Genomic DNA, 25,989 nt, shown 5'->3' with positions numbered 1-25,989 from the left:
TTTTATTTCTTCAACGAAATTTAGTTTATATGAATAATTTAATTTTTTAGGAATTTTCGGTTTAACGGTTTTATTAAATTATTGTAATTATCATTTTTTGTATTTTTTGCAAAAATTTTTAAGTATGGAGGAGGATAGTAACATGATGGCAGAAAATAAAGGCCTTAGATTGAGTAGAAGGGACTTCTTAAAAGCTTCTGTTGCTGCTGGTGTTGTCGCGGGACTCACTTATTTTGCGTCAAAATATAATTTCAACATATTTGTAACACAGGATAGAGTGGATAATGAAGAGTTACAACCGGGTTGGCAATATTCTTATGCACCTAGTATATGCGCATTTTGTTCATCAACTTGTGATATTTTAGTAGAAACCGAGTATAAAAATGGTTATATGAGAGCTCTTGAGATCGACGGTAATCCCCTTTCACCTCTAAATGAGGGTAAAGTTTGTCCTAGAGGAAGAGCCGGAATTTTCAGAACTTACAACATAGATAGACTTAAGACTCCACTAATTAGAACAGGTCCAAAAGGTACTTGGAGTTTTAGGGAGGCCACATGGGAGGAGGCGATTAATTATATAATGCAGAACATTCAACAACTGAAACCACAACCATATGAATTCCTTTTAATTGGAGGTGGAATACCATGTGCAAACTACAAGCCTTATTTTATTCCGTTCACACTAGGTATGCAAATACCTAATATTAATGGTACTCCGATGCAAACTTGCCTATTTAGTGATCAAGTGCCAATAGGTTTCGTAATAGGAGGATTCGATCTACACGCAACCGATATGATGGACGACATGGCGTATTCTTCTTTAATAGTTGCGTGGGGTACTAGTGGAATTCCCGCTGGAATATTTGTAAATAGAGCTATAAGATATGCAAAAGGCATTGAAAACGGTGCGTATGTTATAGCGATTGATCCCAGGATGAGTGAGGCCGCATCTAAGGCTAATCTATGGATTCCAGCAAAACCAGGTTCTGATCTGTATATTGCCATGGCTATTATTAACTACTTAATCCAAAATAACTATTATGATGACGAGTTTGTGAGGTATTACACTAATGCTCCCTTCTTAGCCTATGAAGAGAACGGAGTTGTCAAATTATTAGAAGAGGATTATAATGATGGTACAGTAAATACATATTACGTTTACGACGAAATAAGTGGAAAAATTGTAAATGTACCACCATTTACAAATACTAATAAATACGATGTTAACGGTAATTTTATCAGACCAGCCTTATATGCGCCTCAAGGTTTAACTTATAATGGTAAACATGTGCAAACAGTATTCCAATTCCTAGCACAAAAAGTTAGTAATTATACGCTTGAATATGCTGCGCAAGTAGCAGACGTTCCTCTATCACAACTTCAAGAACTAGCATTTAGAATTGCAACAATGAAACCAATGACGATAATTACTGGATTAAAGGGTTTCTTCAACGATCAAGCTGTACAATTTAGAAAAGCTTACGCAATTATAATGGCTCTAACTGGTAACATAGACATTAGAGGAGGTTGGGTGTATTCTGCGGTCTACAGAGAAGGTGTCAAGAAAGTTGTAAACGCTTATAATAGCATGGTCAGTAGTGGGAAGACGAAGCCTGGTATATTACTACAAAGGCCTGAGGTATTGGAACAATTACCAGTCAATGATTTGCCTGGGGCTTTATTCGCTATGTTCCCTATCATATACGTTTATAATAATCCTTCATTTTGGTCCCATGGTGTTCCAGCGCTTAGCTATGTCTATAATCAGGTTCTAAAGCAACAAGGGAAGAAACCAGCTGGAGCTTATACATTATTTGAAGAATCTGGATCATATGTCGCAATTAATGGGCAAGTTAATTGGAATGGACAACAGTATAAACCTAAAATTGTAATGTCTTATGGAGGTTCGCCATTTAACTTCAAATGGGATGAGTATAAGCAAGTGTTGGAGAATACATTTTACATTATGATAGATATCTTACCGACAGAGGCTAGTTTATACGCAGATGTAATTCTACCGGATGTAACTTATCTAGAGAGAGACGAATTCTTCTGGGATGATGGTCCAGCTATGGATCGAGCAATTAGAGGTAGGTGGCAGACAATACCAGTATTATGGCCAAATACTGCAAATGGCCTAGACTTATTTGTAATGTTTGCATATATGTTAAATCCTCAAGCTGGAGACGCTTATATACAATGGATGTCAAGGTTCACTGGGGTACCTTTAGACATAATGAAGTCAGTTATACAACAAGAGATGCCTAAATATCAACAATATTTAATTCAGAATAACGGTTACCCACCATGGGGTAGTTTCACAGCCAAAGCGTGGAGAGAGGCACAACTTAGCGTATTGTCAGAGGAGCTAAACATGCCTAAGGAGCAAATATTACAAACCTTAAGAAATAATGGTGTAATTATAATTAAAACTATTAATGATTATTTTGTAGATCATGAAAGAATACCCTGGGACTTACCAGTTGCAACTCCAACTGGTAGGATTGAGATATATTCAACTATATTATACTATTACGTTATACAGAATTATGGATATGACCCAGTATGGGATCCAATAATAGCTGAAATACCACCAAATTGGAATGGAGGTTACGCAGTTGAGGAGGGTGTTTATCATCCACCTCCAGCGCCATATAATGAACCAACGTTCAAACCAACACCGCCAGAATTCTTCTTCATAGAGTATAAGATCCCACAATTCGCTTATACTTCTAGCGCTGACAATCCACTATTGATGGCTATTGCTTCTGATAGTTACCATAAAGATATCTTAATGAGGGCATGGATAAATCCAATCACTGCTGCACAATTAGGAATTAACGAAGGAGATTGGATCGCTATCGAAAGGTGGAAATTACCAAATCCAGACGGTACGATACCAAAACTAATCGTTAGGGCCCATTTGACTCAGTGGATAAGGCCAGATACGATTGGAGTACCTGAGCCTTTCGGCCAAAGGAACCCAGCGTTAACTACAGCAACTAAAGCAGTAAATGAGTTTGGCAATCAACCAGTATCAGTAATGTGGGCACCAGGGAGAAATCCTTTAGGTGGTTATCATATGAATGAGCAATTTACTGTTAGAGTTAGGAAAGCAACATTTGATGAAATTCAAGCCGCAACACAATTGGCAAGTGTTCAAACTCCAGATACATTACCTTCGCAACAAGTTAAGGTTACTACTCCTAATACTTCTGCTTCTCAGAGTGATTGGCAACAGTACGTCTCATATGGCAATGTTTCTACATTAGGGTGATCACTAATGTCCACCCAAATTTCAAATCCATATACGCAATTTGGAAATACCCAACCATGCGAACACTGGGGATTCGTAGTTAAGGTAGACCAATGTCTAGGTTGTGATGCTTGTGTTGCGGCATGTACAATAGAAAATCAAACGCCATTTTGGCAAGGTCTATTTAGAACTCACGTTGAAGATCTAGAATTAGGAGAATATCCCAACACTCAAAGAGTCTTCGTACCTAGATTATGTATGCAATGTGAAAATCCACCATGCTACTATGTCTGTCCAACCGGCGCTACTCAGATAGTTGCTGGAGGTATTGTAGTAGTTGATGAGTACAAATGCATGGGATGCCTTTATTGTGTTGAGGCATGTCCATATGGTGCTAGATACTTCTACACTTACGAGGATATTGAGAAATCTAAAGAATATTATGGATTGAATTCAATTCACGTGGTTCCACATGTAGATAAATGTACCTTCTGCTACGGTACAGCCCCAGAAGGTACTTATACCCCTGCATGTGTAAGAACTTGTCCGGGTCACGCTAGGGTATTTGGATGTCTTGATGATCCTAATAGTGAGGTTAGTGTATTGGTTAATACTGGGCAGGCAGTAGTGTTAAATCCAGAATTAAACGTTCAACCTAAAGTTTTTTACGTGTTTAATAGACAGCTCGGTAGAGGAGAAGGTGATAACTCATGAACAAGTTCCTATTAGTATGGACTATAATATTCATTATAATTGGAGGTGGAGTATTACTTTACGGTATGAGCTTTAATCCCATTGCATGGGCAAACGGCCTAGTGACATTTACTGAGCCTAATGACGAACCAATACCTTGGGGGCTTTTAGTAATCGGCTATATGTTTTTCGGAGTTATAGGTACTGGTGTAAGCACTTATAATTCACTATATGAAGTGTTCAATAAGAATCATGCAGAAAAGAATCCGTTTAAGAGTATCTCGTTAAGAAACGAGTGGATAGCACTTGCAGTACTAATACCGGGTTGGATTATGGTTTTCGCATCAACCTTTAAGCCTGGAGAAGCTATCTATATTTACACAAGCTTTAGAGATACATCAAGAATAGCTTGGAACGGTGTATTATACGCGCTTGTTGGGATCGGAATAATACTAGAAATACTAGCATTAATAGGAGAGAAGAGAAAGGAATATAGGGATCCTATTAGTAGACTCTTAGTTTGGCTATCAACGAAATCGGTATTAGTATTCATAGTTGGCTATGCAGTATTAGTAGAGTTAATATTGGATGCAAACTTAGGTTCAGTATTTGGTTATTTATCAACATGGGTTTACGAGTTCGGTCCATTCATGTCAATGTTATTTGTCATATTATCATTCTATTCCGGTATTGCGATGCTGTCATTTATGACTCCATTATATAATAGATTTAGAAAAGTTAAGGAAGATCGAAATAGGTTAAGCGTAAATGTCGTGTATAAAACACTAGGAAGGGATGGTGTATTAGCTACAATAGCAGTTGGGTTTTCACTACTGTGGTGGTTATGGTTAACAGCAACAAATCAACAAACTTCTCCTTGGGCAGAACTAATGATTTCTGGACCATATAGTGTAGTCTTTCTAATAGGTGGAATAGTAATTGGTGTGATAATTCCACTGATCCTTTACGGGCTAACATATAAAAAGGGAAGTGGCCATATGTTAGTAGCATCTTCAATATTCACGTTATTGGGAATGTTCTCGATAATTTCGTTAGCCGATATTATACCACAATCGATAACGTGGTATTATTCAATCTCACCAATATCACCCACAAATTCCAATTGGATTTACGAGCTACGTAGTACTTTCAATCATGGCCCATTATGGACATTTTTATCATTCAATATCTCATTCTATGATCTAGTATTCTTCATTGGCTCTGTCCTATTATTCCTAGGGATTTACACATTGGGCGTGTTACTATTGCCGTTAGAAGAAGATGAGGAAGCAAAACATCTTATATTCAAGTGACCTCATATGACATCCTTTTTTTATTCTCCACTTATTAAATACAAAGTAGATGTTTTATCCTCATCTGAGTTAAAAAAAGAAAATGTTAATGCTAAGGCCTTAATCGTTATGGGAGATGAAATTGATAGGGAAAAAGTTGCAGAAGATCTAGGACTAAATCCTCTACTTATAAGGGTAGTTGACAAGGATAGTAGTAAGGAAGAAATAGAGTATAATAAGGTAGTTCTAGAAAACGCTTGGTTAGCAGATTTAGCACCAGTTGAAGAGAGAAGATCCATTGATAGACGAAGCCTATTACATGGAGAGGTAAAAAAGACTACCAAGGTTGACAAGCCAGTTTACCTTAGTGAATATTGCAATGGCTTATATAAGGCATGTAATGTATGTGAGTTATCCTGTTTTTATAACGCTATTAAGGTTGAAAAGAAGACTGGAGTAAGTATTGATTATACAAAATGCAGATCGTGTGGTCTATGCGTAGCTTCATGTCCAGTTAGTGCAATACAATTCCCATCAGTATCTCAAAATTCAATATTTGAATTAGCAAAAGTAAAAGGGGAAAAGAGGATTACATGCTATAGGAATACTAAAAATAGAGGAGTAAAAATACCTTGTTTAGCAATGCTATCAGAAGTAGATATAGTGTTGTTGAGAATTAATGGAAATTTGACCTTTGAGTGTCCTGGGTGTGAATTACAAGAAAACTTAAAACCCTTTGTTAATGTTATAAAAGAATACAACGAAAGAATAGGGGGAATTAGCTTTTACTCACCATTTGAAAGTATTGAGGCAAAAGAGGCAAAGAAACTAACCACCACCCCACAATCATTTTACAATAGGGCTGAGGCTAGGAGGAACATATACGATGATTTGCCATACATATTGTTTGACGTCAGTATTGATAATAACAAGTGTACCTTATGTGAAAGCTGCGTTAATTAGTGTCCCACGTCAGCACTAAAGCTCAGAAAGCATAGTGGAGTGGAAGAAATAGACTTTGATCCAATGAAATGTATAGGCTGTAATGTGTGCGTTAATGTTTGCCCAGAGTCGTGTAAAGATGAGATGAAGGGAGTTCCTTCAACTAAGGTTATTAAAATGGAGAAAAGCAAGAATGTTACCAGAGAGATTAGGAAGGTAGTAGAAGATGAGTTAGTGAGATGTAGAGTTTGTGGAGCACCAGTGGGTTCGAGAAAAAGTCTTGATAAAGTTAAGAAAATAATGGTGGAAAAGGGAGCTTCTTGTGAAGATGATTGGTTGGAGAGATGCCCTAAACATAGGGCAGAGTACGCATTTCAGAAGCAGTTTTCATTTAATGCAAGATTTAAACCTAAAGGTGGTCTAAGATGAGGTCACTATCTACAGATTTCAAAATCTTCTCATTTTTATTTCTAAGTCCTAGATATATTAAAGACGTTAAGGGACTTGTGGAGGAGATAAAGGATAGACCATACTACGATATATTAAAGCAAATAATACAATTGACAGAAAGTTATTACGATAAGGTAGCTACAGAATTCACTTCATGTTTTATAAATGATTATAAGCACGTTAAATGCCCACCTTACGAATCTTGGTATAGGGAAAAAACTGTGTATGGAATTTCAGCACAGAGAGTATTGGAAGAATATACTAAATATGGTATTTATCCAAAGAAACAATTACCTGACCACATATCTGCTGAATTAGAGTTCGTATCATTCCTCTTATTCATAGGACAAGAAGAGGAAGCTAGGAGGTTTATAAGAGAGCATATAGTAAGCTGGGTTCCAAAATTAATTGAGGATATTTTAGAAAACAGTAAAGGGGAGTGCACAAAACTGCTAGGCACAGCGTTTAAGCAATTCTTAGATTATGTAGTACGAACTATCTTTGTAGTTAATCGTTAACCTTATTTTCTTTTTAAAAAATATAATAAATTTTTATCTTTAATCATTACTTTTTTACAGGATTTAAAAACAATATTTAAACGCTATTAATTTTATTTCCAAGAAAACCTAACCTATAAGGGGTTAGGGATATAATCGGAATTTTTCTTTTATTATCGTTGGGGATCAAGAATGTCTAAAAAGACTAAAGCTGACGCTTGGTCGAATTTAGTGTTAATTGCAACAGTTCTTGTATATGTAGTTTACATTGCACTAGCTGGCTACACGTTAACGCATTTGCCACCAATCCCATCAGTAGTTGAAACTGAAAATGGCAGTATACTATTCACGGGAAGTGAGGTCATAAGCGGAAAGGTACTCATGCAAAAATACGGGCTATTTGACTACGGTAGTTTCTGGGGATTCGGGGGTTATTACGGAATTGATTATACCGCCCTAGCTTTGGAATATATAAATCAAACTGCTGATCCATCTACGATAAAGGTAGACGGTCCAACATACTCTTCTATAACTTATGCAGAAGCAGGCAAATGGATAGTGTCCAATGATTACGTAAAAGCTTATAACGCGCTTTACAATGAGCTATACAACATTTTATACAATAATTCCTCTAACTACGGACTTAAACCTCATCTAGTTAACCCGAACGATTTAAGAAATATAACATCGTTTATCTTATGGGGCGCTATGGTCTCTCTACTAGGCTATACGAATGGGTTCCCGTATATGCCTCAACAAACTCAGCCCACCGTAAATGTTAGTCTCTCCACATGGATAATGGTAATTGTCCTTTTAGCAGTTTTAGTTTCAATGGTTAGTTACGTCAGTCTAAAAATACTTGACCACTGGAGGGATCCTAGAATATCCATTCTCCTTCCTTCACCCTCCGCGGCGCAAAGAGTGGGACTGATAGGAGTGTTCTTTGCCTCAGTCCTCGCAGGTCTACAAGGCTTGTTGGGATATCTAGCTATGCATTATTACGCAGATCCAGAGGGAATACTGGGATTAATAAACTTCTTGCCTTTTAACGTTACTAGGGCCTTACACTTAAACATGGCAGTGGTATGGATAGCACTTACGTGGATTGCCTTTTCAATCTTCGCGTTACCATATTTGGGTGTCCCCTTATCCAGAAAGCTCTCATTTTCTATTTTAGGTTTAACCCTATTTGCCGGAGTGGGCTTACTTCTGGGAATATTGTTCTCCTATAATCAACTGATTCCATCACCCTACTGGTTCATTTTTGGTGCTCAAGGAAAGCCAAATGACGTAGATCAAGGGACCTTCTGGTTACTCCTAGTTGCGCTTATACTCTTTCTAGCTTCTTTATTATTTTTCAAAGCTTCAAAGTCAACTGCGGAAGCTTTAAGACCATTAACTAGGATTGCTGCAATAGGTCTCTTAGGGTCTGGAATAGGTGCGATCTTTGGATCATTACCCATAATTGTCCCATGGCCGAACTTCACGGAAGACCAGTTCTTCTTATGGATCATGATACACTCGTTTGTGGAAGGATTCTGGCCCTCTATAGTAATTCCAATAATACTAATACTTTTAGTTACTAATGACTTAGTACCACCAAGTCTAGCTACGATGGCAGCGAGTATAGATTCCGTTAGCGAGATACTTTCTGGAATGATAGGTACTGCGCATCATTATTATTTTGGAGGGGAACCATTATTCTGGATGTACTTAGGAGCATCAGCAGCTATATTAGAAGTTGTCCCTATTCTCTTCTTAACTTATTACGCAATTTTACTGTGGAGAAGAGGTGAAACTAGGACTGAATTTCAAAAGACGTTAATAACTACAACTTTAATTTCAGCTATCGGAGGTGGATTTCTAGGTGGGATCATTGGCGGGGCTTCAATATTAAACGCTCCAATGATAAACTATTATGTTCATGGTCTACAATTTACCATGGCTCACGCACATTTAGCGTTCCCATTAGTATGGGGTATAACTGCTATTCTAATGTGGATCGCTGCGTTGTATTTGTCCGGTGGAATTAATGAAAACGAACTAAAGGTACTAAGAATTATGATATTAATTTATGCTATTGGATTTATGTTACAGACAATTGATTTATGGGCTTTGGGCGCTGTGCAACTAGCTACGGTTTTAAAGGTAGGTTATTGGGCAGCTAAAGGTACATTATTCTATCTACAACCTATTCCAGACTTAATAGTGTGGTTTAGAATGATTGGTGATGTAGTTGCAGGTTTCGCTGCTGCTGTAATTATAATTTATACGCTCAAAGGCGTAATTAAATCTTACAATGTTAAAATATAAAAATAACTTTATGTTTTTTAAACAACTTTAGCTTGTAAAGAAGTTGGTTATTGTAAGTTTAACTGCAAAAAGTGTAATTTTAAGGGAATTGCTATTACGTCGAAGCAATGGACATCTATAGGAGGTGTGTCTAATCTTCTCGTCTACTTCTTAAGTGTGAGACATAGTAACCGATCAAGTGAGCCTTTAAAGACGAAGCAAGTCAGTTCATTGATATTGGAAACTAAATGGTCTTCTGCAAAAGAAATAAAGATTATAATTAAAAATCTAGTGATATCTCATAAAACAATACAAGTAACCTATAAGCATCGAAGTTAAAGCTAAAGAAATCTCAAATCCGTAAAGCATTACTTTCGTGAACAATGCGTAATTTGTTAGCAAATAACTCAAACCACCAAATCCAGCTACTCCAATGGACACTAAATTCCCCAAACCAATGAACTTAGGGAACAATAAACCGGTCTTATTAGCTAACATATAAAGGTAAACTCCAAAACCCCCAGTGATTCCAGCAAAGATAATGTGAAGTATCAATACACTAGTTGAGAAAGTATCTTGAACAGTATCATACATTGCTCTAACTAGCCCAAATGAGAATGCCAAAAACATTATAACGATAGTAAAAATTGAATACCTATAGATCTCTCGCATATTCACCAACTTTAATCACCTCAAATGGCTTTCCTATTTCACCCAGCTTAGCTCTTAAAAATATTGAGGATTGGAGAATGTTGTATTGAATATCTTCTAATAGCTCATACCAAGCAATGTTAGGGTTATCGTTTCTTATTTTAACGCTTAACTCATGAGCGATCTTCTTCAGTGATGGGACACAAGAAGAGGTTATTATAGAACACTTATCACATTGATATGAACTATCGTGGTAGTTAAAATATATCAACTTTTTATCATTAGTAATATACATTATTCCCTCCTTCAAACTTATCCCTTTGTTAGTCACCGTAAAGGGAATTACTGCCTTAAAACCAATTGCGTTATCAATTAGCAATCCTATCCTCCTCAACCTATCGACGATAAAGTAAAAATAGCTCTTACTAATTTCTCCATTCCTCTTATCATTGCTTAAAACCCTCAAGTAATCTTTTACTTTGCTGAAACTATCATCCCTAAGTAATACAAAGTCATCTGAAATTATTGGCCTTGTAACATTGGTAATTATAAGGAGACACATGATAACTACTATTCCTCTTTTTCCAATAAATACTTAACTATCTTAAACCACTCTAAATGTAATTTAACGCCGTTAAAGTCTTTTAATTAGAAAAAATTTAAAAATTTTTTCTAATACTGATGTTTTGTTCTCGCCGTTAAAAGTACGTAGAGAGAAAAGAAGAATTAATAAACACGGAACCATAACCCTTCTTATCCCTCCAACCCCACGATTAGCTCTTAGAAACACACCCATAGAAATCCTAGGAGGAAAAACAATCTCAACATCAATCACGTTAGAATTGTAAGCCTCTCTCTCTAAAATATTTTAACAACCTTTTCTCTCAACTTCTCCAAAGGAGTCTCATTACTAATAACCTCAAGGTCCTTGAGACTATTACCTCAATTTTATGGCTAGAATTCCTCTTTTTTTACATTGACGATAACGTATTTTCCTTCCCTTGTAGTACTCATTCCACTACTGTAAGCTATAACCTCAGGATGATCATTTGCTTCAATAGAGTTTTTATCTCCACAATCTAGGCCTGTTGGAATTACCCTTCAGTTGATTAAATGTGGAGGAACTCCAGAAACTAGTTTAATTCATTCATCTTTTTAACATCTTTTTCCTCAGCTAGTTTCACTGGTATTCGAAGACTTAAAAAGGGAACATATACTCATACTAGTGATAATCTTCTTGTCGTGCTTGCTTAATCTCATATTTCCTCATAGGTTATACTAAAAATTAATTATAAAATTTTTCATATAATTCTGAAGTGATTCAAGATTTTAGTTTGTTAAATGGTCGAGGCTAAAGTTCTGGGCATTATGTGCTCTACATGGCTGATTTCCTTGTTAGTAATGGAGTCAAGATATAGCTTAGCAAAATATCACATAATCATCATTTATTTCCTTTAAAAATTATCGTTATGTAATATCATTCTAATGGAATCTATTGAACAGCTTCACCTAGCATTTTAATACGAAATCTTTTTATATTGGCCAAATTTATTTCATGTATGCCACAATATGAAATATTAGGAAACGATCTTCAGTACTTAAAGGTAATATTAGGGGATGGAGAGTCTATTTACGCTGACGCTGGTCATATACTAGCTAAAGGAGCATCTGTAAATCTACAAACTAAGCTTAAAGGAGGATTTTTTGGTGGGCTGAAAAGGTTAATAACTGGAGGTACGTTTTTCGTAACAGAACTCTATGGCCCTGGAGAAGTATATCTTTCAACTATATTTCCGGGAAAGGTCATTCAAATACCCTTAGAAGGAGGTACAATACTAGCTGAAGCCCATTCCTTTTTAGCAGCTGAAAACACCATCAACTACGATTCACAATTGGCAAAGTTAAGCGTAGGATGGCTTGGGGGAGAAGGATTATTTCTTGCCAAATTTAATGGCGTTGGTAATCTATTTATGCACTCCTATGGCGAGGCCATAGTGAAGGATTTAGCCCCTGGAGAAACGATGCAAATTGAGGCATCACACTTGTTAGCATTTCAAAGCGGAATGAATTACAATATAGAGACAGTTGGTGGGCTAAGATCAATACTATTCGCACATGAAGGAATATTCTTCGTAAGGATTCAAGGACCAGGAAGAGTATGGCTACATTCATTGACTGCACAGCAATTGGCATCTGTACTAGCACCCTACTTGCCAAAGGTAGAACAAGGTTAAAAATTAAAAACCCTGTTTTCCCTCATCTCTATATCTTCTGTACAGCATTCTTTAACGTTTCCATTAATTCTATTCTATCGTTTATATTATAATCTGGAGGTCAGATGTTATCTTTCCTATTCGTGACCATTCGAACAAGAATTGGCAATAAATTTTATTATTTTAATAAAAAAGCTTATAGTATTTACTTGTTAATATTGATGAGTACTTTACTTAAATCTACCTCAAATCCTTTAAACTTTAAATGTTAACATAGATTCTCTTCGAGAAGATTTAAGCAATCGAAAATAGTTCAAGCTTACATAGTATAAATACACCTTATCTTATATTGTAAAAATTAAACGTTATATACTATACGTAATTTTCATGAAACTACTATACCTAGTAAGGCTAGAAAAATGGGTATTAAGATAATTGAAGCAGAATACAACATGGAAGAGGATTTTGCAGTTCAAATTTACGGACAACGAGAGGGTGTGCTTAAGCTGATATTTGAAAGGGGAAGCATGAGGTTAATTAGAGCTTGGATGATCGGAGTCCACTCTCAATACTTAATTAACGAATTGGGATTAGCAATCGCCTATGGGCTAAACGCTAAACAACTTGCAAGTTTCGCTGAACAACACCCATCTACGAATGAGATTATCTCTTATACAGCTAGGAAAATCACGTAACTAATTAATTTAACTTTTTCCCTTTAGCCTTTTAACGTTAATAAGTCTCTTTTTGATAAAAACGAATCCTACCTCTAGCAAATCAACTAAATATAAAAGGTACGCAAGAGAATCCATAAACGATGAAAAGTTTAGTAATTCACGGTAAGAACTCCTCACCAGAGAAAGTAGAATGGTTAGCTAAACCACTGAGGAAGTTTGGAGAAGTAATCGTGCCAGAATTCGAAATTGAAGTAAAGGAAGGTGTAGAAAAAGCGTTAACTTACGATTTTGACTGTATAGCTGGACATTCCAGAGGAGGTTTGATAGCGTTAATTACTGCTGCATTAAGAGGAAAGTGTGCTATTGCAGTTTCAGCACCATCTGATAGAAGAAAACAAAAGGAATATCTATCGAAGTTCCCTCCAGGCACAATACAATATAATATTTACCAAGATTTGCTGAAAATGCCTGAATACGAATTTGACTACTCATCACTCTCATACGCAAATAGGTTAAAGAAAGTCTTACTAATTCACGGAGAAAACGATGAAATCGTGTTAAAGGACCATTCAATAACCCTTTGTGAAATGATAAAGAACAACGGAGGAGACTGTGAGTTGTACATTATTCCAAAAATGAAGCACACGCCATTAGGACAACAATATGAGACTATTTGGAACATCATTGAAGATTGGATTAAGAGAAAAGCGTTATGAACTAGATCTCGTAAAATACCTTATCAGATGAAATGAGGTAAAGGAAAATTGAAATCGGTAAAGTGACTTGATGGTCACTTTTCTTAAATTCGTCAATCGTTAAGAGGAAATCAACTTTGTTATACTTTTTATGCTCTTTTTCCCTCCACTTAACCTCAACTTTCACATTGTTAACGTAAAAATCAACCTCTCTACTGCTCTTAAAGTGTAAATATCCAACCTCCTTATATTCCCTAGCCAAATGCTCACCCACTATTCCTTCTATAATCAAAGGTATTTCGTATTCCTCCACGTCCTTTCCAACACTATAAATCTTCATAACTCTGAAAAAGAACGGGTCAATGAAATAAACTTTCTTTAAACTCCTATAATTTACCTCATTATTCTCAACCTTTCTGAAAACCCTTATAATGAATAATTTTTCCATGACGTCTAGATAATCGCCTACAGTAGTGTGTGAAACGTTTAGATCTTTAGCAATCGTGTTGTCCGAAATCCTACTACCATAACTCTCAATCAATTTTCTAGTTATGAACTTAAACAAGTTTTCCTTTCTCTCAGTCTTCAAGAACTCCGAAAGTATTGCATCCTTGTAAATCTCATAAAGTGATAATGGATTTTCAGAAAATAATGTTGCGAAGAACCCACCACGCTTAACGTACTCCAATAGTGCCTTATTTAGCTCAGAAATATACGGAGAGAGATTTATAGCGAGTTCATATATCTTATCCTTCTCATCAATCCTAATATGATCACCCTCAGATAACAACTTTCTGTAGAACGTATTAAAGTACACTCTGAAATTCAAAGGATAAAATGCGTACTTCTTTATCGGTCTACCTGGTAACATCTCTTTTCTTAGATTTATTGAAGACGAACCAGTAACGTAAACTAGAGAATTGTTAAAATAGAATGCGTTAAATAAGTGTAGTAAAGCGTTATTCCAATCATCTATTGACGTTATCTCATCTAAAAATATATATGCCCTCTTCTCCCTATTAATTAGCGTTCTGTACTCGTTAATTAAACCTATTAATTCCTCTTTCCTCGAAAACGCGTCACACGTGAAGAAAAGAATAGATTTAGGATCTTCTCTCTCTAGTAATGTCTTTATAGTAGTCTTGAGGAATGTGGTTTTTCCAACTTGTCTAGGTCCTAAAATCAAAGCATTTTCATTAATAGGTGATATTATAACCTTAGCCTTTTTTACGTGCTCATCTTCGAGTATTTTATTTCTGTCAATCCACCAAGGGTTTTGAAAGCTCATTTGTGAAATATATGACACAAGAATAGTAGAGTGGCAAGATTTAAATAAATTTTGACAGTATACTGTCAAGTTTTCCGGAAAAGTTGATAAAAAAGTGGCAAGATTTAAAGATGTTATCTAGACCCTATAGATAGTCTGTTAACGGTAGATTCAAAAATCTTTTTATGAAAAAGTCCGATATCAAGATAATAGAGCTACACTACAAAGAATAAAAGAAATTCGAAAAAGATTTGAGGTGAGGAACTCAACGTTACCAAGTGAGAATATAAGATTATGTAGTTTTCCTATCAAAATAGCGTTCAACAAAGTATAAGTTAATTTTCACAAAGGAGAGGGGAAGAAAAGTAGCCAAACGTTAGTCTCAACAAATAGAAAACAAGGGCTAAAAAAGTCCATTTAAATCAATTAACATTTAAGAGTTACCTTTGTTTAAAAAGTGGGAATTCTTGAGTCACTTCCCCTTCAATTTCTCTAATGCCTTAGATACTTTATCTTCACCTAATTTCTCGCTTAAGTCCCAGACCTTTCTTATGATCTCTATCCTCTTTCTCACTTTGACCTTATATTCCTCAAAGGACTCTGGTTTTAATGGGCCCAGCACTGGTTCATTTTCATTACATCGCAGATAAAGTGAATCAAGATAACTGGTAACAGGGGATACGTAAGGGTTAACTGAAGAAACAACGTCGATTAGAAACATTGTTAATAGTCCCATATCCCAATCTATTTTCTGAGGATTATAACCAAAGAGCTTAAGAAGAGTTAACCCTCCAGTGTCCCTCCCTATTCCTATCATGGCATATCCAGGGTCTCGATGTCTAGGCTCATAAAGTCCACTAGAATCAAACGTATAAAGTCTTGGTTCACACTCAGATAATGTACCTAAGATTAGACTGACCTCTGGATTAATACCGTTTAATCTAAGAAAAGAAAACCTCTGTATCAAACTCCCTTGAATTGTGTCTACCAAATTATCTAGGTCATCCCCAGCTGGTAACTTTCCTTCCTTCTCATAATATCTTTTAAAAAGATTTTCAATGAGAGTATAAGACTGTTTAACAATCGACGCATCTCCCGATCCACCTAAAATAGCGAGGTCAATTTCCTTTTTTCCATTTACGATAAAAATAGGGTAAATTTTCCTCTCTTCTTCAGCTGTAACACCTAAAGTAGCTTTACTATCAGAGACCATTAATACTCCTTTTCCCCAGACCATTCCTATTACAAATGTCATAAAATTTTAATGAAAAATGAAGCTTTAAGTTTTATCTCATTTGTTGCTTTATGAAACTTTTCAATGAGTTTTAATAGAATGATATTGCAACACAACGTTTTTCCTCATGAAAAATAAGTAATTTTACAGCATTTTATTTTCTAACCTTGACCTTAACTCCCTTAGCTACAACTCAATGATAACGTTTTACTCATTTTTACTCCGATGATCTTTCCTCTTACTCAGAGGTAGTGTATTCTGGTTGATTAATTATGATGGTTATATAATTAGTACTTTACGTAAATTTACTTCAAATCCCTTAGACCTTAAATACTAACATAGATTCTCTTTAACGAGATTCAAGTAATCGTAAATACACCAAGCGTGTATAGTATAAATACACCTTAAATCTTACATTGGAAAAATTAAACATTATATACTATAGGTAATTTTCATGAAACTATTAATATAATTTTGGAGTAATTCGCTAAGCACGGGAGAGCTAATAAACCTTAGTATAAGGGATAAGGAAAAAAAGTTTATCTTAATAATATTTATTTAGCTATTCTACTCACTCTAATTATATAATTAAATAGCAGAGCACTTATTAACGATATTATTCCGTAAACTAATGGATAAAGGAGTATTACAAGAAATGAGTTAATTCCGAGTAGTTGCCCAACTACTTCTGCTATTTTAACAACGTCGCTTATAGGGTAAATTAGGTAAATGGAAAGTGAGGACAATAACCCTATGAGGAAACCACCTATCGCTGAATATTTCCTGCTCAATAACCCTAGGGGGATCCCCACAGCTATGGCTGTGAATGGATATAATACGAGTATCTGCATTATATACGCTAGTATAATTGATATGATAATGTAAATGATAGTTAGTCCTTTCATCCCTATCACGCCCTTAATGTTATCTTCGCTATCGTAGTGTAATTATACCCAGAGTATGAGACGTATTTGAAGGAAAGCCATAGGGGCAATTGATTCTCTCTAAACTCACTCACTATACTCTCAGAGGGACCACCTGGAAATACACCATAATATTGTGAGGAATAAGGGGAAGCAATGAATCTGAGTGATGAACCCACTGTCACGTAAGGTAAAGGAACTGTGGGGACATAAGGAGTCGAACCGACTGCTAGCGTATGAGGATCACCAAATATTGGAATGGGTCCAACCGAGAGTGCCTTTAGTCCCAGTGGATTGTAAATTTCTAATAAGTGAACTCTCCCCCAATACCACTCGCTTACATTATTTCCTAAGTTCTGTTGCAATAAAGATACGGCTTTAGCGAAAGACTGCCTAACTAAGGTAGTGAAGTTCCCATTAACCCATATTGACGTTGGATCGTTTTGTGCAATGTATATGAAGTCTGGTACAATATAAGGTATGCTAGCTATATCTAACATTCCCAAACCCGTATTGTTGAGTATTTTCGCAATGCTGTTATTCACCATTTCAGCTACTATGTAAGTATAGATGGTTGGTGCTACTTCATTCTGGTAAAATGTGTAGTTCCAATTTCGTAAGTAGTTTAGTGCAGTTTCTTGGACACTTCCATTCACCTCATTGCCAATAGCCTTTATTATGAGGGGAGTAAGTAATGATGCCCAATAATCAGTAACGTTTGACTGTAATTTCATCATATCACTGACGTTAACTATTCGTTGGTACTTTAAATAGTGATAAATGTCCTCAGCCCTACCACCAGAACTCCAGAACCCACCAATAAATGGAAATGGGTAATTTGTCCATACTGTAGGTTGATTAGGTGCGAATGCGAATCCCCTTTTGGGATCAAAAGTTTGCGGTAGGTATTTGAATGGTATATAACCAACTGGTTCATATTTAGTGACAGTACCGTTTAGTAATGATCTTGCTCCTACTACCAAAACGCTTTTACCGTTAGGTAAAGTCTCATTTATAAGCGGATATAGCCCAGCTACAATTATCCCTGCGTGGTTCTTACTTACGATTGCCAAGTTCTGAGGAGGAATAACCCAATACCTTGCAGCGTTAATTAGATCATTAAAGGACGTCGAATTGTCTAAAAGGATTATAGAAACGACTGTGAGAATTGGTTCCTTCCATGCAGACCAATACAAGCTTATTCCGTAATTCTTATACCTCGCTACTAGAGGTCCATTATTGGTGTAGTAAACGGTGTACGTTTTTCCCATTAATGTATAATTATATTCGGTCATTTGATACCATTTGCCGTTATAGTAATATTGAGTTCCGTTCACTATCTCCAAATAAGCATCTGAGGAACTTCCTTCTGGTGTTGTTAGCCCCCACGCAGTGTAAGGTGTGTGCCCAATTAGTACTCCCGGTATACCAACTAATGACCAACCAGTTACGTTAAATCCTGGTGCTACAAGCTGTAATGGAATCCATACTGAAGGGGAGAAGAGAGGTAAATGCGGATCATTAGCTAAGATTGGACCTTGAGTGGAAAAGTTGGAAGTTATGACCCATGAGTTACTTGCGAATTTCGGAAATGGAATAAATGGGTCTGAAATGTTAAGTAGGGCATACTTCATTAGGGGTACCAGCTCTTTTAACTGAGCCTTACTAATACCAGTAGCCCATGATTCATACCAGTTCAGAAACCACAGATACTGCGGTGAAATCCCTTGATCAGTTAAATTATAACCGTTAACTGTACCATCGCCAGGGACAACAGTGAGATTACCGTCTATGAAGTGAGGATAATATGGATTAATTTCATTAACTTCAGTATAGTTAAAATAAGCGTAGAGTAGCCCAGATTCAAGTTCATCACTAAAGCCCGAAGTTAGGCTCCACGCCATATACTCACCAAATGCTAAAGAGTATACTGGGGACCAATGATAAGGTCTGACGTTTAATAACTTGAACTCTAATGGTAAATCCCTATAGTTTAGGGTATTTATATAGTCATTAACACCTTCCGAGAAGGCTTCGAGATATGAATAAATAGTCGGGTAGTTTCGTTCTAAATACTGGGCACTCATCATTGCGTTTTGTGGTATTCCTATTAAGTGCATAGCGATATCTGAGGATAAGGCTCTAGCGCCAACCCAAGAACTTAAATTTCCCATGGACAAAAGACCAAATAGCTCCATTTCAAACAGCCTTTGGCTAGCCTCATAGTAACCTTCAGCGACAAAGAGATCGTGGAGATTATTTGCGTAAATGTGGGCTATTCCATTGTTGTCTATGTATATGTTTACGTCCCCACTCAATCCAGGAATTGAAACGACCTTGGTTAGGATTTTCACATTACCAGAGGAGTACCAAATTCCAAGAAATGGATTTAAAACGGATAGGGATGTTGTAAAAGTGGAAAGAATTACCAATAAAATCACTAAAAAAGCTATTATAAGGTAATTATATCCCTTCAATCACTACCACACCTCTTTTTCCCTTTTATAGATATGTTAAGAAAATTCTATAAAAAAGTTTCTATAATATTTGCTTTCTGGTAACTTTTGAATTATACAAAAACTCATAATTAGTTACTCAGTACTACATGAGGAAGGATTGGAGCAAGTACTAAGGGAACATTATCAGTTTGTCGTATTCAGAGAACTGAAGTCAAGGGTTAAGTTAAAAGAATACCGTGAAATTATTTATTTTCAAGCAAAAAAGATCGCTATCTATAACATATAAAACATATTGAAGAGACTCTCAAAGCGTAACTCACATATAAGCTTATATTCATAGTTCTATAAGAAGACTATATCTCAGAAGAAAAGGAGATCAGAAAGACCAAAAACTGGACTCTGATCTATGGAAGAAGAAAGACTGATAAAATAACCTTAGCGAGGAATAACGTGAAATTCGGCTTTTACATTATCATAAGTGACGTAAGGAACGCATTGACTCATGATAAGACTAGAACTGGAGAAAGGATTAGAGGAGATAAAATCCATTCTCAGGAAAGGGAGGAATTGTCGTAATAGATGAATTCCAGAGATTACCTTAGGTCTATCGGACTTTGATATCTAATTGGGCTCGATCCGGAATTCTAAATAACTGTAGGATTAAGTGGGAGTGTGTTCTCATGCAGTCATCTTAATATTATAGTAAAATTGTACCAGAATAGAGGTTTCCACAATTAGCTGTCTTGATCTATAGGTAATTATGTCACTTAAAGTCCATGATAATGACAAAATTAGGATTTTAAGGTATTATTACACTATCCAACTATTTCCTCTTACTGGTTAGTTCAAGGAATAGTGGTATATTCTTAACTTCAACGAGGGATCTAATCGCATTAAATATTGCTGGTGGTGCAGCCATAGTACCTCCTTCTCCCAATCCGGCTAAATGGTTACTATCACTCTCCAAATGCTCTATTTCCACCTTAGGTGATTCCATCGCAGTCATTACGCCGTATTCCGCAAATGTCTGAGTTATAGGAATACCTTCCTCATTATACTCTAACGATGCGAATAATGATACCTCAATTCCGTGAAAAGTAGAGCCTATAATCTGTCCTCTTGCGAAATTTTCATTCAATATCTTACCAGCATCATGTACTACTACATACCTTAATATTCTCGGTATGTCGGTTTCGTCTAGCATAACCTCAACTATATGACCCATGCAACCATAAGAAATTGAGGAATTTATTTTGCCCTCTTTAATATCATCAGCATAAGGAGACTGGAAATAGCCTACTGCAACTAAACCCCCCTCTATCCCCTTCAGCTTCGCAGGGTCCCAGTAAAACGTCCCAATTAAGTGTCTCAGAGAAATTGATTTATTTCCAGAAATTGTCCTTACTTTACCATTGTCTATCCTTAGCTCAGATTTCTGTACGGCTAAAATTTCAGATGCAGCGGAGAGTAATCTACTCTCCAATTGGTCCAATGCGTTATTTAATGCTTGAACTATAATTGGAGTAAATCTACTTGAGTAACTACCTGATGAGACTACCCACGGTCTATCAGTATCAACACTGTATATTACTTCTACGTCATCTGGATTTACACCCAGTCTTTTAGATACGACTTCGGAAATTACTGTTTCATGCCCTTGCCCTTCATTTGTTCCGTTTACCAAGACCTTAACCTTCCCATAGGGGTCTATCTGTACTATAACGACATCTTGGGCTGCGGACTTAGGCAAATAATCCTTACTTTCTCTAGCCAAATCTAAATAGCCTATATTAGTCCCAGAGGGTTCAACTACAAGTGATATACCTATACCTACATTTTCCTTTTCTCCCTTAATCTTCTCGTATATTTCCTTCATTTTCTTTAATACGTTATAACAACTAAAACCGTCATACCTACCTCCGGTTAATGTCTCATAGGGTATTGTCTTGAATACGTTTTTTAATCTTACATCAATTGGATCTACGCCTATCTCCCTAGCAAAGCTATCCATGGCAGTTTCTAAGGCAAAATATAAATGAGGTCCTCCATAACCTCTATTCAACCCAGTAGGTACGGTATTGGTTAAAACTGCCCTATATCTTACTTTTAATCCTTTAATATCGTAAGCCCCAGTTAAATTTCCATGATTCCTAAGCAAATTACCCGGTTCTGGAGGTCTTGGATATGCTCCCAAGTTATCAATAAGATCCATTTCTATGGCGTGAATTATCCCTTCCTTGTCACCATATATTCTAATCATTGACTTCCTTTCAGCTCCTACAGAACTTGAGGTTACATGTTCACTCCTAGTTTCAATCCACCTAACTGGTCTTTTTACCACTCTACTCGCTACAGCTATCAATGCCATGTATGGGTAGATTGCGCTCTTTATACCAAAAGATCCTCCTATGTCACGTGGTCCTTTTAATACTACTTTAGACTTCAATGCCTTACTAAGTAAGTAATGAACAGTAAATGGACCTTGAAAATTAGAAAAAATTTCGTACTCTTCTCCGTTATATCTAGCTAAAATTCCGTAGGTTTCTAGAGGAGACGAAGAATATCTTGGAAACCTAATTGTTTCCTCTATTACTATAGGTGATTTCTTGACTTCATCTTCAAATCTTCCGTAAGTAAGAGTTTTATCTAATATAACGTTAGATTTCAGAGTAGAATGAATAGGTTCACTATTTATAGCATCTTCTATATTGACTATTGGTTTCTGAGGTTCGTAGTCTATCTGTATTAGCTCTTTAGCGTCTTCAGCAACGTAATCGTCCTTCGCTATAATAATTGCTATTGGTTCACCGTAATATACAACCTTATCTCTAGCTATAGGATAGAACTCTAAATTTATGTCCAAAGAGAGGGGAAAGGGATCTAAGAGATTCTTTATATCGTCAAACGTAATTACCTTTATAACCCCACTCAACTTCTCTGCATCACTTTTATCTATAGATCTTATCTTAGCATGAGCATAGGGAGATCTAACTATCGAGGCAGAAAAATAATTTTTTACCTCTTTTAATACAAAATCGTCTATGTAATTGCCTTCTCCTTTTACAAACCGTAACCCTTCCTTAAACATTATTATCTACCATTAAATTTGGCCTTTCTCTTGTTTAAGAAGGACTCTACACCCTCTTTGAAGTCATCACTATATCTGAGCAAACCAAAGGTTTTTCTCTCTATATCAAATCCAGCATAGAACGGTGAATCAGCTATCTCTCTAATCACTTTCTTTAAGGCTTTAAGCGCTAATGGTGATAAGCTTGCTAAATCCTTGGCTATTTCCATCACTCTCTCATCTAATTTCTCTGGTTCTACAACCTCGTGCACTATTCCCCACTGTAGTGCTGTTTGAGCGTCTAATCTCTTTCCTAACATTAACATATATGTTGCCCTGGAGACACCTAACATTTTCACTATTCTAGTTATCCCTCCACTAGCAGGGACCATTCCTAATCTTATTTCAGGAAAGCTAAATTCACTTCTGGGTGTGGCTATCCTTATATCACATGATAACGCTAATTCTAAACCAGCCCCAAACGTGTATCCATCTATTGCAGCTATTACAGGCTTAGTAATTCGCTCTGAAGATGAGATATCTTCTCCCCAGTCTAGTAGGATTTCTGGGGTTAATGATAAGAACTCACTAATGTCTCCACCAGAACTAAATGCCTTACCACCTACTCCTCTCACGATTATTACCCTTACATCCTGATTCTTTTCCAACTCGAGTATCTTCTCTCCAATCTCCCTTCTCATTGCTACAGTTATTGCGTTCATCTTCTCTTGTCTATCTATTAATATTTTACCTATCTTATTTTCCTTTTCTAATTCAACCTTTATCATTCATCATCACACGATTCTAAAATTGATAATCAAATATTTAAGTTTTTCTTTAGCTACAGTGGTTTTATTATTGTTTTGATTTCTTTACAATTTCTGGATTTTCCAATGTACTTATATCACCTACCTCCCTACCACTCTCCATAGCCTTTAATACCCTCCTCATTATTTTTCCACTCAATGTGTGTGGTAATTCGCTTACAAATTCTATCTCTTTAGGTACCATATGAGCTGCCAATCTCTCTTTAACGTAGTTTTGGATCTGTTGTTTAAGCTCTTCGGATGGCTCGTAGTCCCTCTTGAGAACTATATATGCCTTGATCTTATGACCTCTAACTGGATCCTCTAAAGCTATCACTCCGGCTTCTGCTACAGCTGGGTGAGTCGAAATTACGCTCTCTATCTCTATTGGACTAACTCTATATCCAGAAACCTTAATCACGTCATCGGATCTCCCTAAATACCAGAAGTATCCATCTTCATCAACATACGCTGTGTCTCCAGTTAAGTAATATCCATTCTTGAAATTACGTCTCCATCTCTCCTCGTCTCCCCATATACCTCTTGCCATGGCTGGAAAATCTGGTTTTAGAGCTAGTATACCTTGTGTATTAGGAGGGAGTGGATTCCCATTTTCGTCCACTATTACAGCCTCGACTCCAGGAAGAGGTTTTCCCATGGAACCAACCTTTATTGGCATTGAAATGAAGTTAGCGATAACGTAAGTTGCAGTTTCCGTTTGTCCATATCCATCATGAACTGGAACGCCGAATAACTCGATTCCAACTTTCACGGTGTCTGGATCAACGTACTCTCCCCCAGCGTGGATAAACCTAACTGAGGAGAGATCGTACTTTTTGGCTAATTCTAATCCCTCCTTTTTCAATAACCTTAAGGCAGTTGGGGCAGTTGAAATTACCGAAACCTTATGCTCTTGAATAATACTATACCACGTATCAGCTTTAAACCTACCCTCGTAGGAGACTAACGGTATACCATTAACCCATGCGGTCCAAACTCCAGCAAATCCAGCTACCCACGCAGGATCTCCAGTATGCCAGAATACATCTTGAGGATGCATATCGAAATGGTATTTTCCCGATACATAGTAAAACGTCAATATATCTTGAGAGTGCCAAATACCTTTAGGCTTTCCTGTAGTCCCAGAGGTATATAAGATCAAAAAGGGATCATCAATAGACCTCTTAGTATATGAAATATCAACTCCCCTATTGCTTTCTCCTTCTATACCATCATCAGTAATCTTCAAAATTTTAATCCCATGAATGTTCCTAAACTTTTCCACTAACGACTCGTGCACTATTGCAACCTTAGCACCACTATTTTCAACCCTATACCTTATTGCGTCTTCACCAAATGTGGAGAAAATGGGAAGTATAACGCCACCCAACATTCCTATTGCTATAAAGGAAAAATAGAGCGCTGGGACCCTTTTAGACATAACGACTACTCTATCACCACTCCTTACTCCATTATCCTCTAACACTCTTCTAAATATGGCACCTCTTTTTTCCAATTCTCTAAAAGTATATTTTCTTCTTTCTCCCTCTTCACTAACCCAAAGGATACCGTATTTATCTTCTAGTTCACCTCTCTTACGTATTGCCAGTTCAGCTGCGTTAACATTACCATAGTAATTTAACTCATTTCTTACGTTATTCCAGCTAAAATTTTTCCTAATTTCCTCATAGTTTTCCAGATTAGGTCTTAAAACAATCTTCTTCTCCTTTATAATCTCCACCATGTTTCTCATATACATTAAAAACCTCTCCTATTTATATATCTTTTCCTTTCCCACATTAATTTAGCCAAAATGATCTCTTTATTATATATTTAGCATAAAATAGTTTATAAGCTCCAGACTCAATATATTATCATATGAGAAATTTCAATAGCTATCCCGTAAAACTGGTTAGCCTTTATCTAATTCATGAGAACTGCTGGAGTAAATACTACCTTGAAGATGATATAGTGGATATATTAAATTTAATTCCCTACGAGGAGAAGAACCTTTTAAGAGTATTCCTAGTATCTACAGAAAAAAGTTATAAGCAAATAGCAAAGCTTAAGTTTGAGGGAAGAATAAGGGACATTTTTAACGTATATAGGTATTATAATAAAATACTTGTGGATCTCGCTAGAGACTACGATAACTCAATTTTCTCCGTAATAGCTGAAAATAATGGCATAGTATTAAATACGGCTAAATATAATGGTGGGGAAATATGGAACTTCCTCATATACGAGCATAAGATCAATAAGACTCTGAAGGAGTTGGATGAAGTAGCAGAAATAGAAAACGTGAATGTCAGTGATTTCATACCAATAGCCACTACCTTAAGTGACAGTGAGTTAAAGGCCTTATCACTCGCTTACGAAAACGGTTACTTTGATTACCCTAGAAGGATAAAATCTGACGAACTAGCCAAAATGTTAGGAATAAAGCAGTCGACCCTGATCTATCATTTAAGGAATGCGGAGAGAAAAGTAATTGGTAGTTTTCTGAAAAAGACTCGCTCTTTTGGAGAGTAATAATACTAATACTACCTCCCCATTAATACCTATTTTTAGGATT

Annotated in this window: 18 protein-coding genes and 2 pseudogenes; 11 read left to right on the top strand and 9 right to left on the bottom strand. The window is 36.3% G+C overall.

Annotated elements, in window-relative coordinates:
* Positions 1-124 precede the first annotated feature (124 nt).
* From GFS03_RS05310 to GFS03_RS05285, 6 genes and pseudogenes are all read left to right on the top strand, one after another.
* The gene (locus GFS03_RS05310; RefSeq protein WP_153422841.1) at positions 125-3,277 is read left to right on the top strand and encodes a molybdopterin-dependent oxidoreductase; all 3,153 of its coding nucleotides are present in this window, start codon (positions 125-127) and stop codon (positions 3,275-3,277) included.
* A 6-nt stretch (positions 3,278-3,283) separates the two neighbouring features.
* Positions 3,284-3,970, top strand: coding sequence for a 4Fe-4S dicluster domain-containing protein (locus tag GFS03_RS05305; protein ID WP_153422840.1), 687 nt, complete (start codon positions 3,284-3,286; stop codon positions 3,968-3,970).
* Positions 3,967-5,262, top strand: coding sequence for an NrfD/PsrC family molybdoenzyme membrane anchor subunit (gene nrfD, locus GFS03_RS05300; protein WP_153422839.1), 1,296 nt, complete (start codon positions 3,967-3,969; stop codon positions 5,260-5,262). The genes GFS03_RS05305 and nrfD overlap by 4 nt, the downstream gene beginning before the upstream one ends.
* 6 nt (positions 5,263-5,268) lie before the next feature.
* Positions 5,269-6,612: pseudogene (locus tag GFS03_RS05295) on the top strand (4Fe-4S binding protein).
* Positions 6,609-7,151, top strand: a complete 543-nt coding sequence (locus GFS03_RS05290) for a TorD/DmsD family molecular chaperone (RefSeq protein WP_153422838.1) — start codon at positions 6,609-6,611, stop codon at positions 7,149-7,151. Before GFS03_RS05295 ends, GFS03_RS05290 begins: the two are co-directional and overlap by 4 nt.
* Before the next feature lie 171 nt (positions 7,152-7,322).
* Positions 7,323-9,443, top strand: a complete 2,121-nt coding sequence (locus GFS03_RS05285; protein ID WP_153422837.1) for a nitric-oxide reductase large subunit — start codon at positions 7,323-7,325, stop codon at positions 9,441-9,443.
* A gap of 267 nt (positions 9,444-9,710) precedes the next feature.
* Here GFS03_RS05285 and GFS03_RS05280 read toward each other — a convergent pair whose 3' ends face one another.
* Together GFS03_RS05280 and GFS03_RS05275 are read right to left on the bottom strand one after the other, a co-directional pair.
* A complete protein-coding gene (locus GFS03_RS05280) occupies positions 9,711-10,094 on the bottom strand; it encodes a hypothetical protein (protein ID WP_153424555.1) in 384 nt (127 codons plus the stop codon).
* The gene (locus GFS03_RS05275; protein ID WP_153422836.1) at positions 10,078-10,635 is read right to left on the bottom strand and encodes a hypothetical protein; all 558 of its coding nucleotides are present in this window, start codon (positions 10,633-10,635) and stop codon (positions 10,078-10,080) included. Before GFS03_RS05275 ends, GFS03_RS05280 begins: the two co-directional genes overlap by 17 nt.
* A 997-nt stretch (positions 10,636-11,632) precedes the next feature.
* Between GFS03_RS05275 and GFS03_RS05270 the strand changes: the two genes are divergently transcribed.
* From GFS03_RS05270 to GFS03_RS05260, 3 genes are all read left to right on the top strand, one after another.
* On the top strand, positions 11,633-12,307 hold the full coding sequence (locus tag GFS03_RS05270; protein ID WP_153422835.1) for a TIGR00266 family protein: 675 nt from the start codon (positions 11,633-11,635) through the stop codon (positions 12,305-12,307).
* Between the two features lie 398 nt (positions 12,308-12,705).
* Entirely contained in the window at positions 12,706-12,981 is a 276-nt protein-coding gene (locus GFS03_RS05265) for a hypothetical protein (RefSeq protein WP_238699217.1), read from the top strand.
* 122 nt (positions 12,982-13,103) lie between these two features.
* Positions 13,104-13,679, top strand: a complete 576-nt coding sequence (locus GFS03_RS05260; RefSeq protein ID WP_153422834.1) for an alpha/beta hydrolase family protein — start codon at positions 13,104-13,106, stop codon at positions 13,677-13,679.
* Position 13,680: 1 nt separating this feature from the next.
* On the opposite strand, the gene GFS03_RS05255 is transcribed toward GFS03_RS05260, so the two are convergent.
* From GFS03_RS05255 to GFS03_RS05240, 4 genes are all read right to left on the bottom strand, one after another.
* A complete protein-coding gene (locus tag GFS03_RS05255) occupies positions 13,681-14,946 on the bottom strand; it encodes an ATP-binding protein (RefSeq protein ID WP_153424554.1) in 1,266 nt (421 codons plus the stop codon).
* 451 nt (positions 14,947-15,397) lie between these two features.
* Positions 15,398-16,180, bottom strand: coding sequence for a hypothetical protein (locus GFS03_RS13375; protein ID WP_181443781.1), 783 nt, complete (start codon positions 16,178-16,180; stop codon positions 15,398-15,400).
* 533 nt (positions 16,181-16,713) lie between these two features.
* Positions 16,714-17,064, bottom strand: a complete 351-nt coding sequence (locus GFS03_RS05245) for a hypothetical protein (protein ID WP_153422833.1) — start codon at positions 17,062-17,064, stop codon at positions 16,714-16,716.
* Between the two features lie 5 nt (positions 17,065-17,069).
* Positions 17,070-19,559 (bottom strand): penicillin acylase family protein, encoded by a 2,490-nt coding sequence (locus tag GFS03_RS05240; RefSeq protein ID WP_153422832.1) that lies wholly within the window; start codon positions 19,557-19,559, stop codon positions 17,070-17,072.
* A gap of 432 nt (positions 19,560-19,991) precedes the next feature.
* Here GFS03_RS05240 and GFS03_RS13665 point away from each other — a divergent pair, with 432 nt between their 5' ends.
* Positions 19,992-20,117 carry a hypothetical protein gene (locus GFS03_RS13665; RefSeq protein WP_256365648.1) on the top strand — a complete coding sequence of 42 codons (126 nt, stop codon included), beginning with the start codon at positions 19,992-19,994 and terminating at the stop codon, positions 20,115-20,117.
* A gap of 247 nt (positions 20,118-20,364) precedes the next feature.
* Here GFS03_RS13665 and GFS03_RS05235 read toward each other — a convergent pair whose 3' ends face one another.
* From GFS03_RS05235 to GFS03_RS05225, 3 genes and pseudogenes are all read right to left on the bottom strand, one after another.
* Positions 20,365-22,629 carry a xanthine dehydrogenase family protein molybdopterin-binding subunit gene (locus GFS03_RS05235; protein ID WP_153422831.1) on the bottom strand — a complete coding sequence of 755 codons (2,265 nt, stop codon included), beginning with the start codon at positions 22,627-22,629 and terminating at the stop codon, positions 20,365-20,367.
* A gap of 2 nt (positions 22,630-22,631) precedes the next feature.
* Positions 22,632-23,396: an enoyl-CoA hydratase/isomerase family protein gene (locus GFS03_RS05230; RefSeq protein ID WP_153422830.1), complete on the bottom strand. Its 765-nt coding sequence runs from the start codon at positions 23,394-23,396 to the stop codon at positions 22,632-22,634.
* Positions 23,397-23,463: 67 nt separating this feature from the next.
* A pseudogene (locus tag GFS03_RS05225) lies at positions 23,464-25,214 on the bottom strand (AMP-binding protein).
* Positions 25,215-25,292: 78 nt separating this feature from the next.
* Between GFS03_RS05225 and GFS03_RS05220 the strand changes: the two are divergent.
* A complete protein-coding gene (locus tag GFS03_RS05220; RefSeq protein ID WP_153422829.1) occupies positions 25,293-25,946 on the top strand; it encodes a helix-turn-helix domain-containing protein in 654 nt (217 codons plus the stop codon).
* Positions 25,947-25,989: the final 43 nt, after the last annotated feature.

This window comes from Sulfolobus sp. E5-1-F, assembly GCF_009601705.1.
Classification (GTDB): Archaea; Thermoproteota; Thermoprotei_A; order Sulfolobales; family Sulfolobaceae; genus Saccharolobus.
The sequence above is the reverse complement of the archived record's forward strand: the minus strand, read 5'-3'. Positions and strand labels throughout refer to the sequence as shown.

What these genes read in the sequence shown, in the direction of transcription:
- GFS03_RS05310 (WP_153422841.1), top strand. Translation starts at nt 125, where the DNA reads ATGGAGGAGGATAGTAACATGATGGCAGAAAATAAAGGCCTTAGATTG.
- GFS03_RS05305 (WP_153422840.1), top strand. Translation starts at nt 3,284, where the DNA reads ATGTCCACCCAAATTTCAAATCCATATACGCAATTTGGAAATACCCAA.
- nrfD (WP_153422839.1), top strand. Translation starts at nt 3,967, where the DNA reads ATGAACAAGTTCCTATTAGTATGGACTATAATATTCATTATAATTGGA.
- GFS03_RS05290 (WP_153422838.1), top strand. Translation starts at nt 6,609, where the DNA reads ATGAGGTCACTATCTACAGATTTCAAAATCTTCTCATTTTTATTTCTA.
- GFS03_RS05285 (WP_153422837.1), top strand. Translation starts at nt 7,323, where the DNA reads ATGTCTAAAAAGACTAAAGCTGACGCTTGGTCGAATTTAGTGTTAATT.
- GFS03_RS05280 (WP_153424555.1), bottom strand. Translation starts at nt 10,094, where the DNA reads ATGCGAGAGATCTATAGGTATTCAATTTTTACTATCGTTATAATGTTT.
- GFS03_RS05275 (WP_153422836.1), bottom strand. Translation starts at nt 10,635, where the DNA reads ATGTGTCTCCTTATAATTACCAATGTTACAAGGCCAATAATTTCAGAT.
- GFS03_RS05270 (WP_153422835.1), top strand. Translation starts at nt 11,633, where the DNA reads ATGCCACAATATGAAATATTAGGAAACGATCTTCAGTACTTAAAGGTA.
- GFS03_RS05265 (WP_238699217.1), top strand. Translation starts at nt 12,706, where the DNA reads ATGGGTATTAAGATAATTGAAGCAGAATACAACATGGAAGAGGATTTT.
- GFS03_RS05260 (WP_153422834.1), top strand. Translation starts at nt 13,104, where the DNA reads ATGAAAAGTTTAGTAATTCACGGTAAGAACTCCTCACCAGAGAAAGTA.
- GFS03_RS05255 (WP_153424554.1), bottom strand. Translation starts at nt 14,946, where the DNA reads ATGAGCTTTCAAAACCCTTGGTGGATTGACAGAAATAAAATACTCGAA.
- GFS03_RS13375 (WP_181443781.1), bottom strand. Translation starts at nt 16,180, where the DNA reads ATGACATTTGTAATAGGAATGGTCTGGGGAAAAGGAGTATTAATGGTC.
- GFS03_RS05245 (WP_153422833.1), bottom strand. Translation starts at nt 17,064, where the DNA reads ATGAAAGGACTAACTATCATTTACATTATCATATCAATTATACTAGCG.
- GFS03_RS05235 (WP_153422831.1), bottom strand. Translation starts at nt 22,629, where the DNA reads ATGTTTAAGGAAGGGTTACGGTTTGTAAAAGGAGAAGGCAATTACATA.
- GFS03_RS05230 (WP_153422830.1), bottom strand. Translation starts at nt 23,396, where the DNA reads ATGATAAAGGTTGAATTAGAAAAGGAAAATAAGATAGGTAAAATATTA.
- GFS03_RS05220 (WP_153422829.1), top strand. Translation starts at nt 25,293, where the DNA reads ATGAGAAATTTCAATAGCTATCCCGTAAAACTGGTTAGCCTTTATCTA.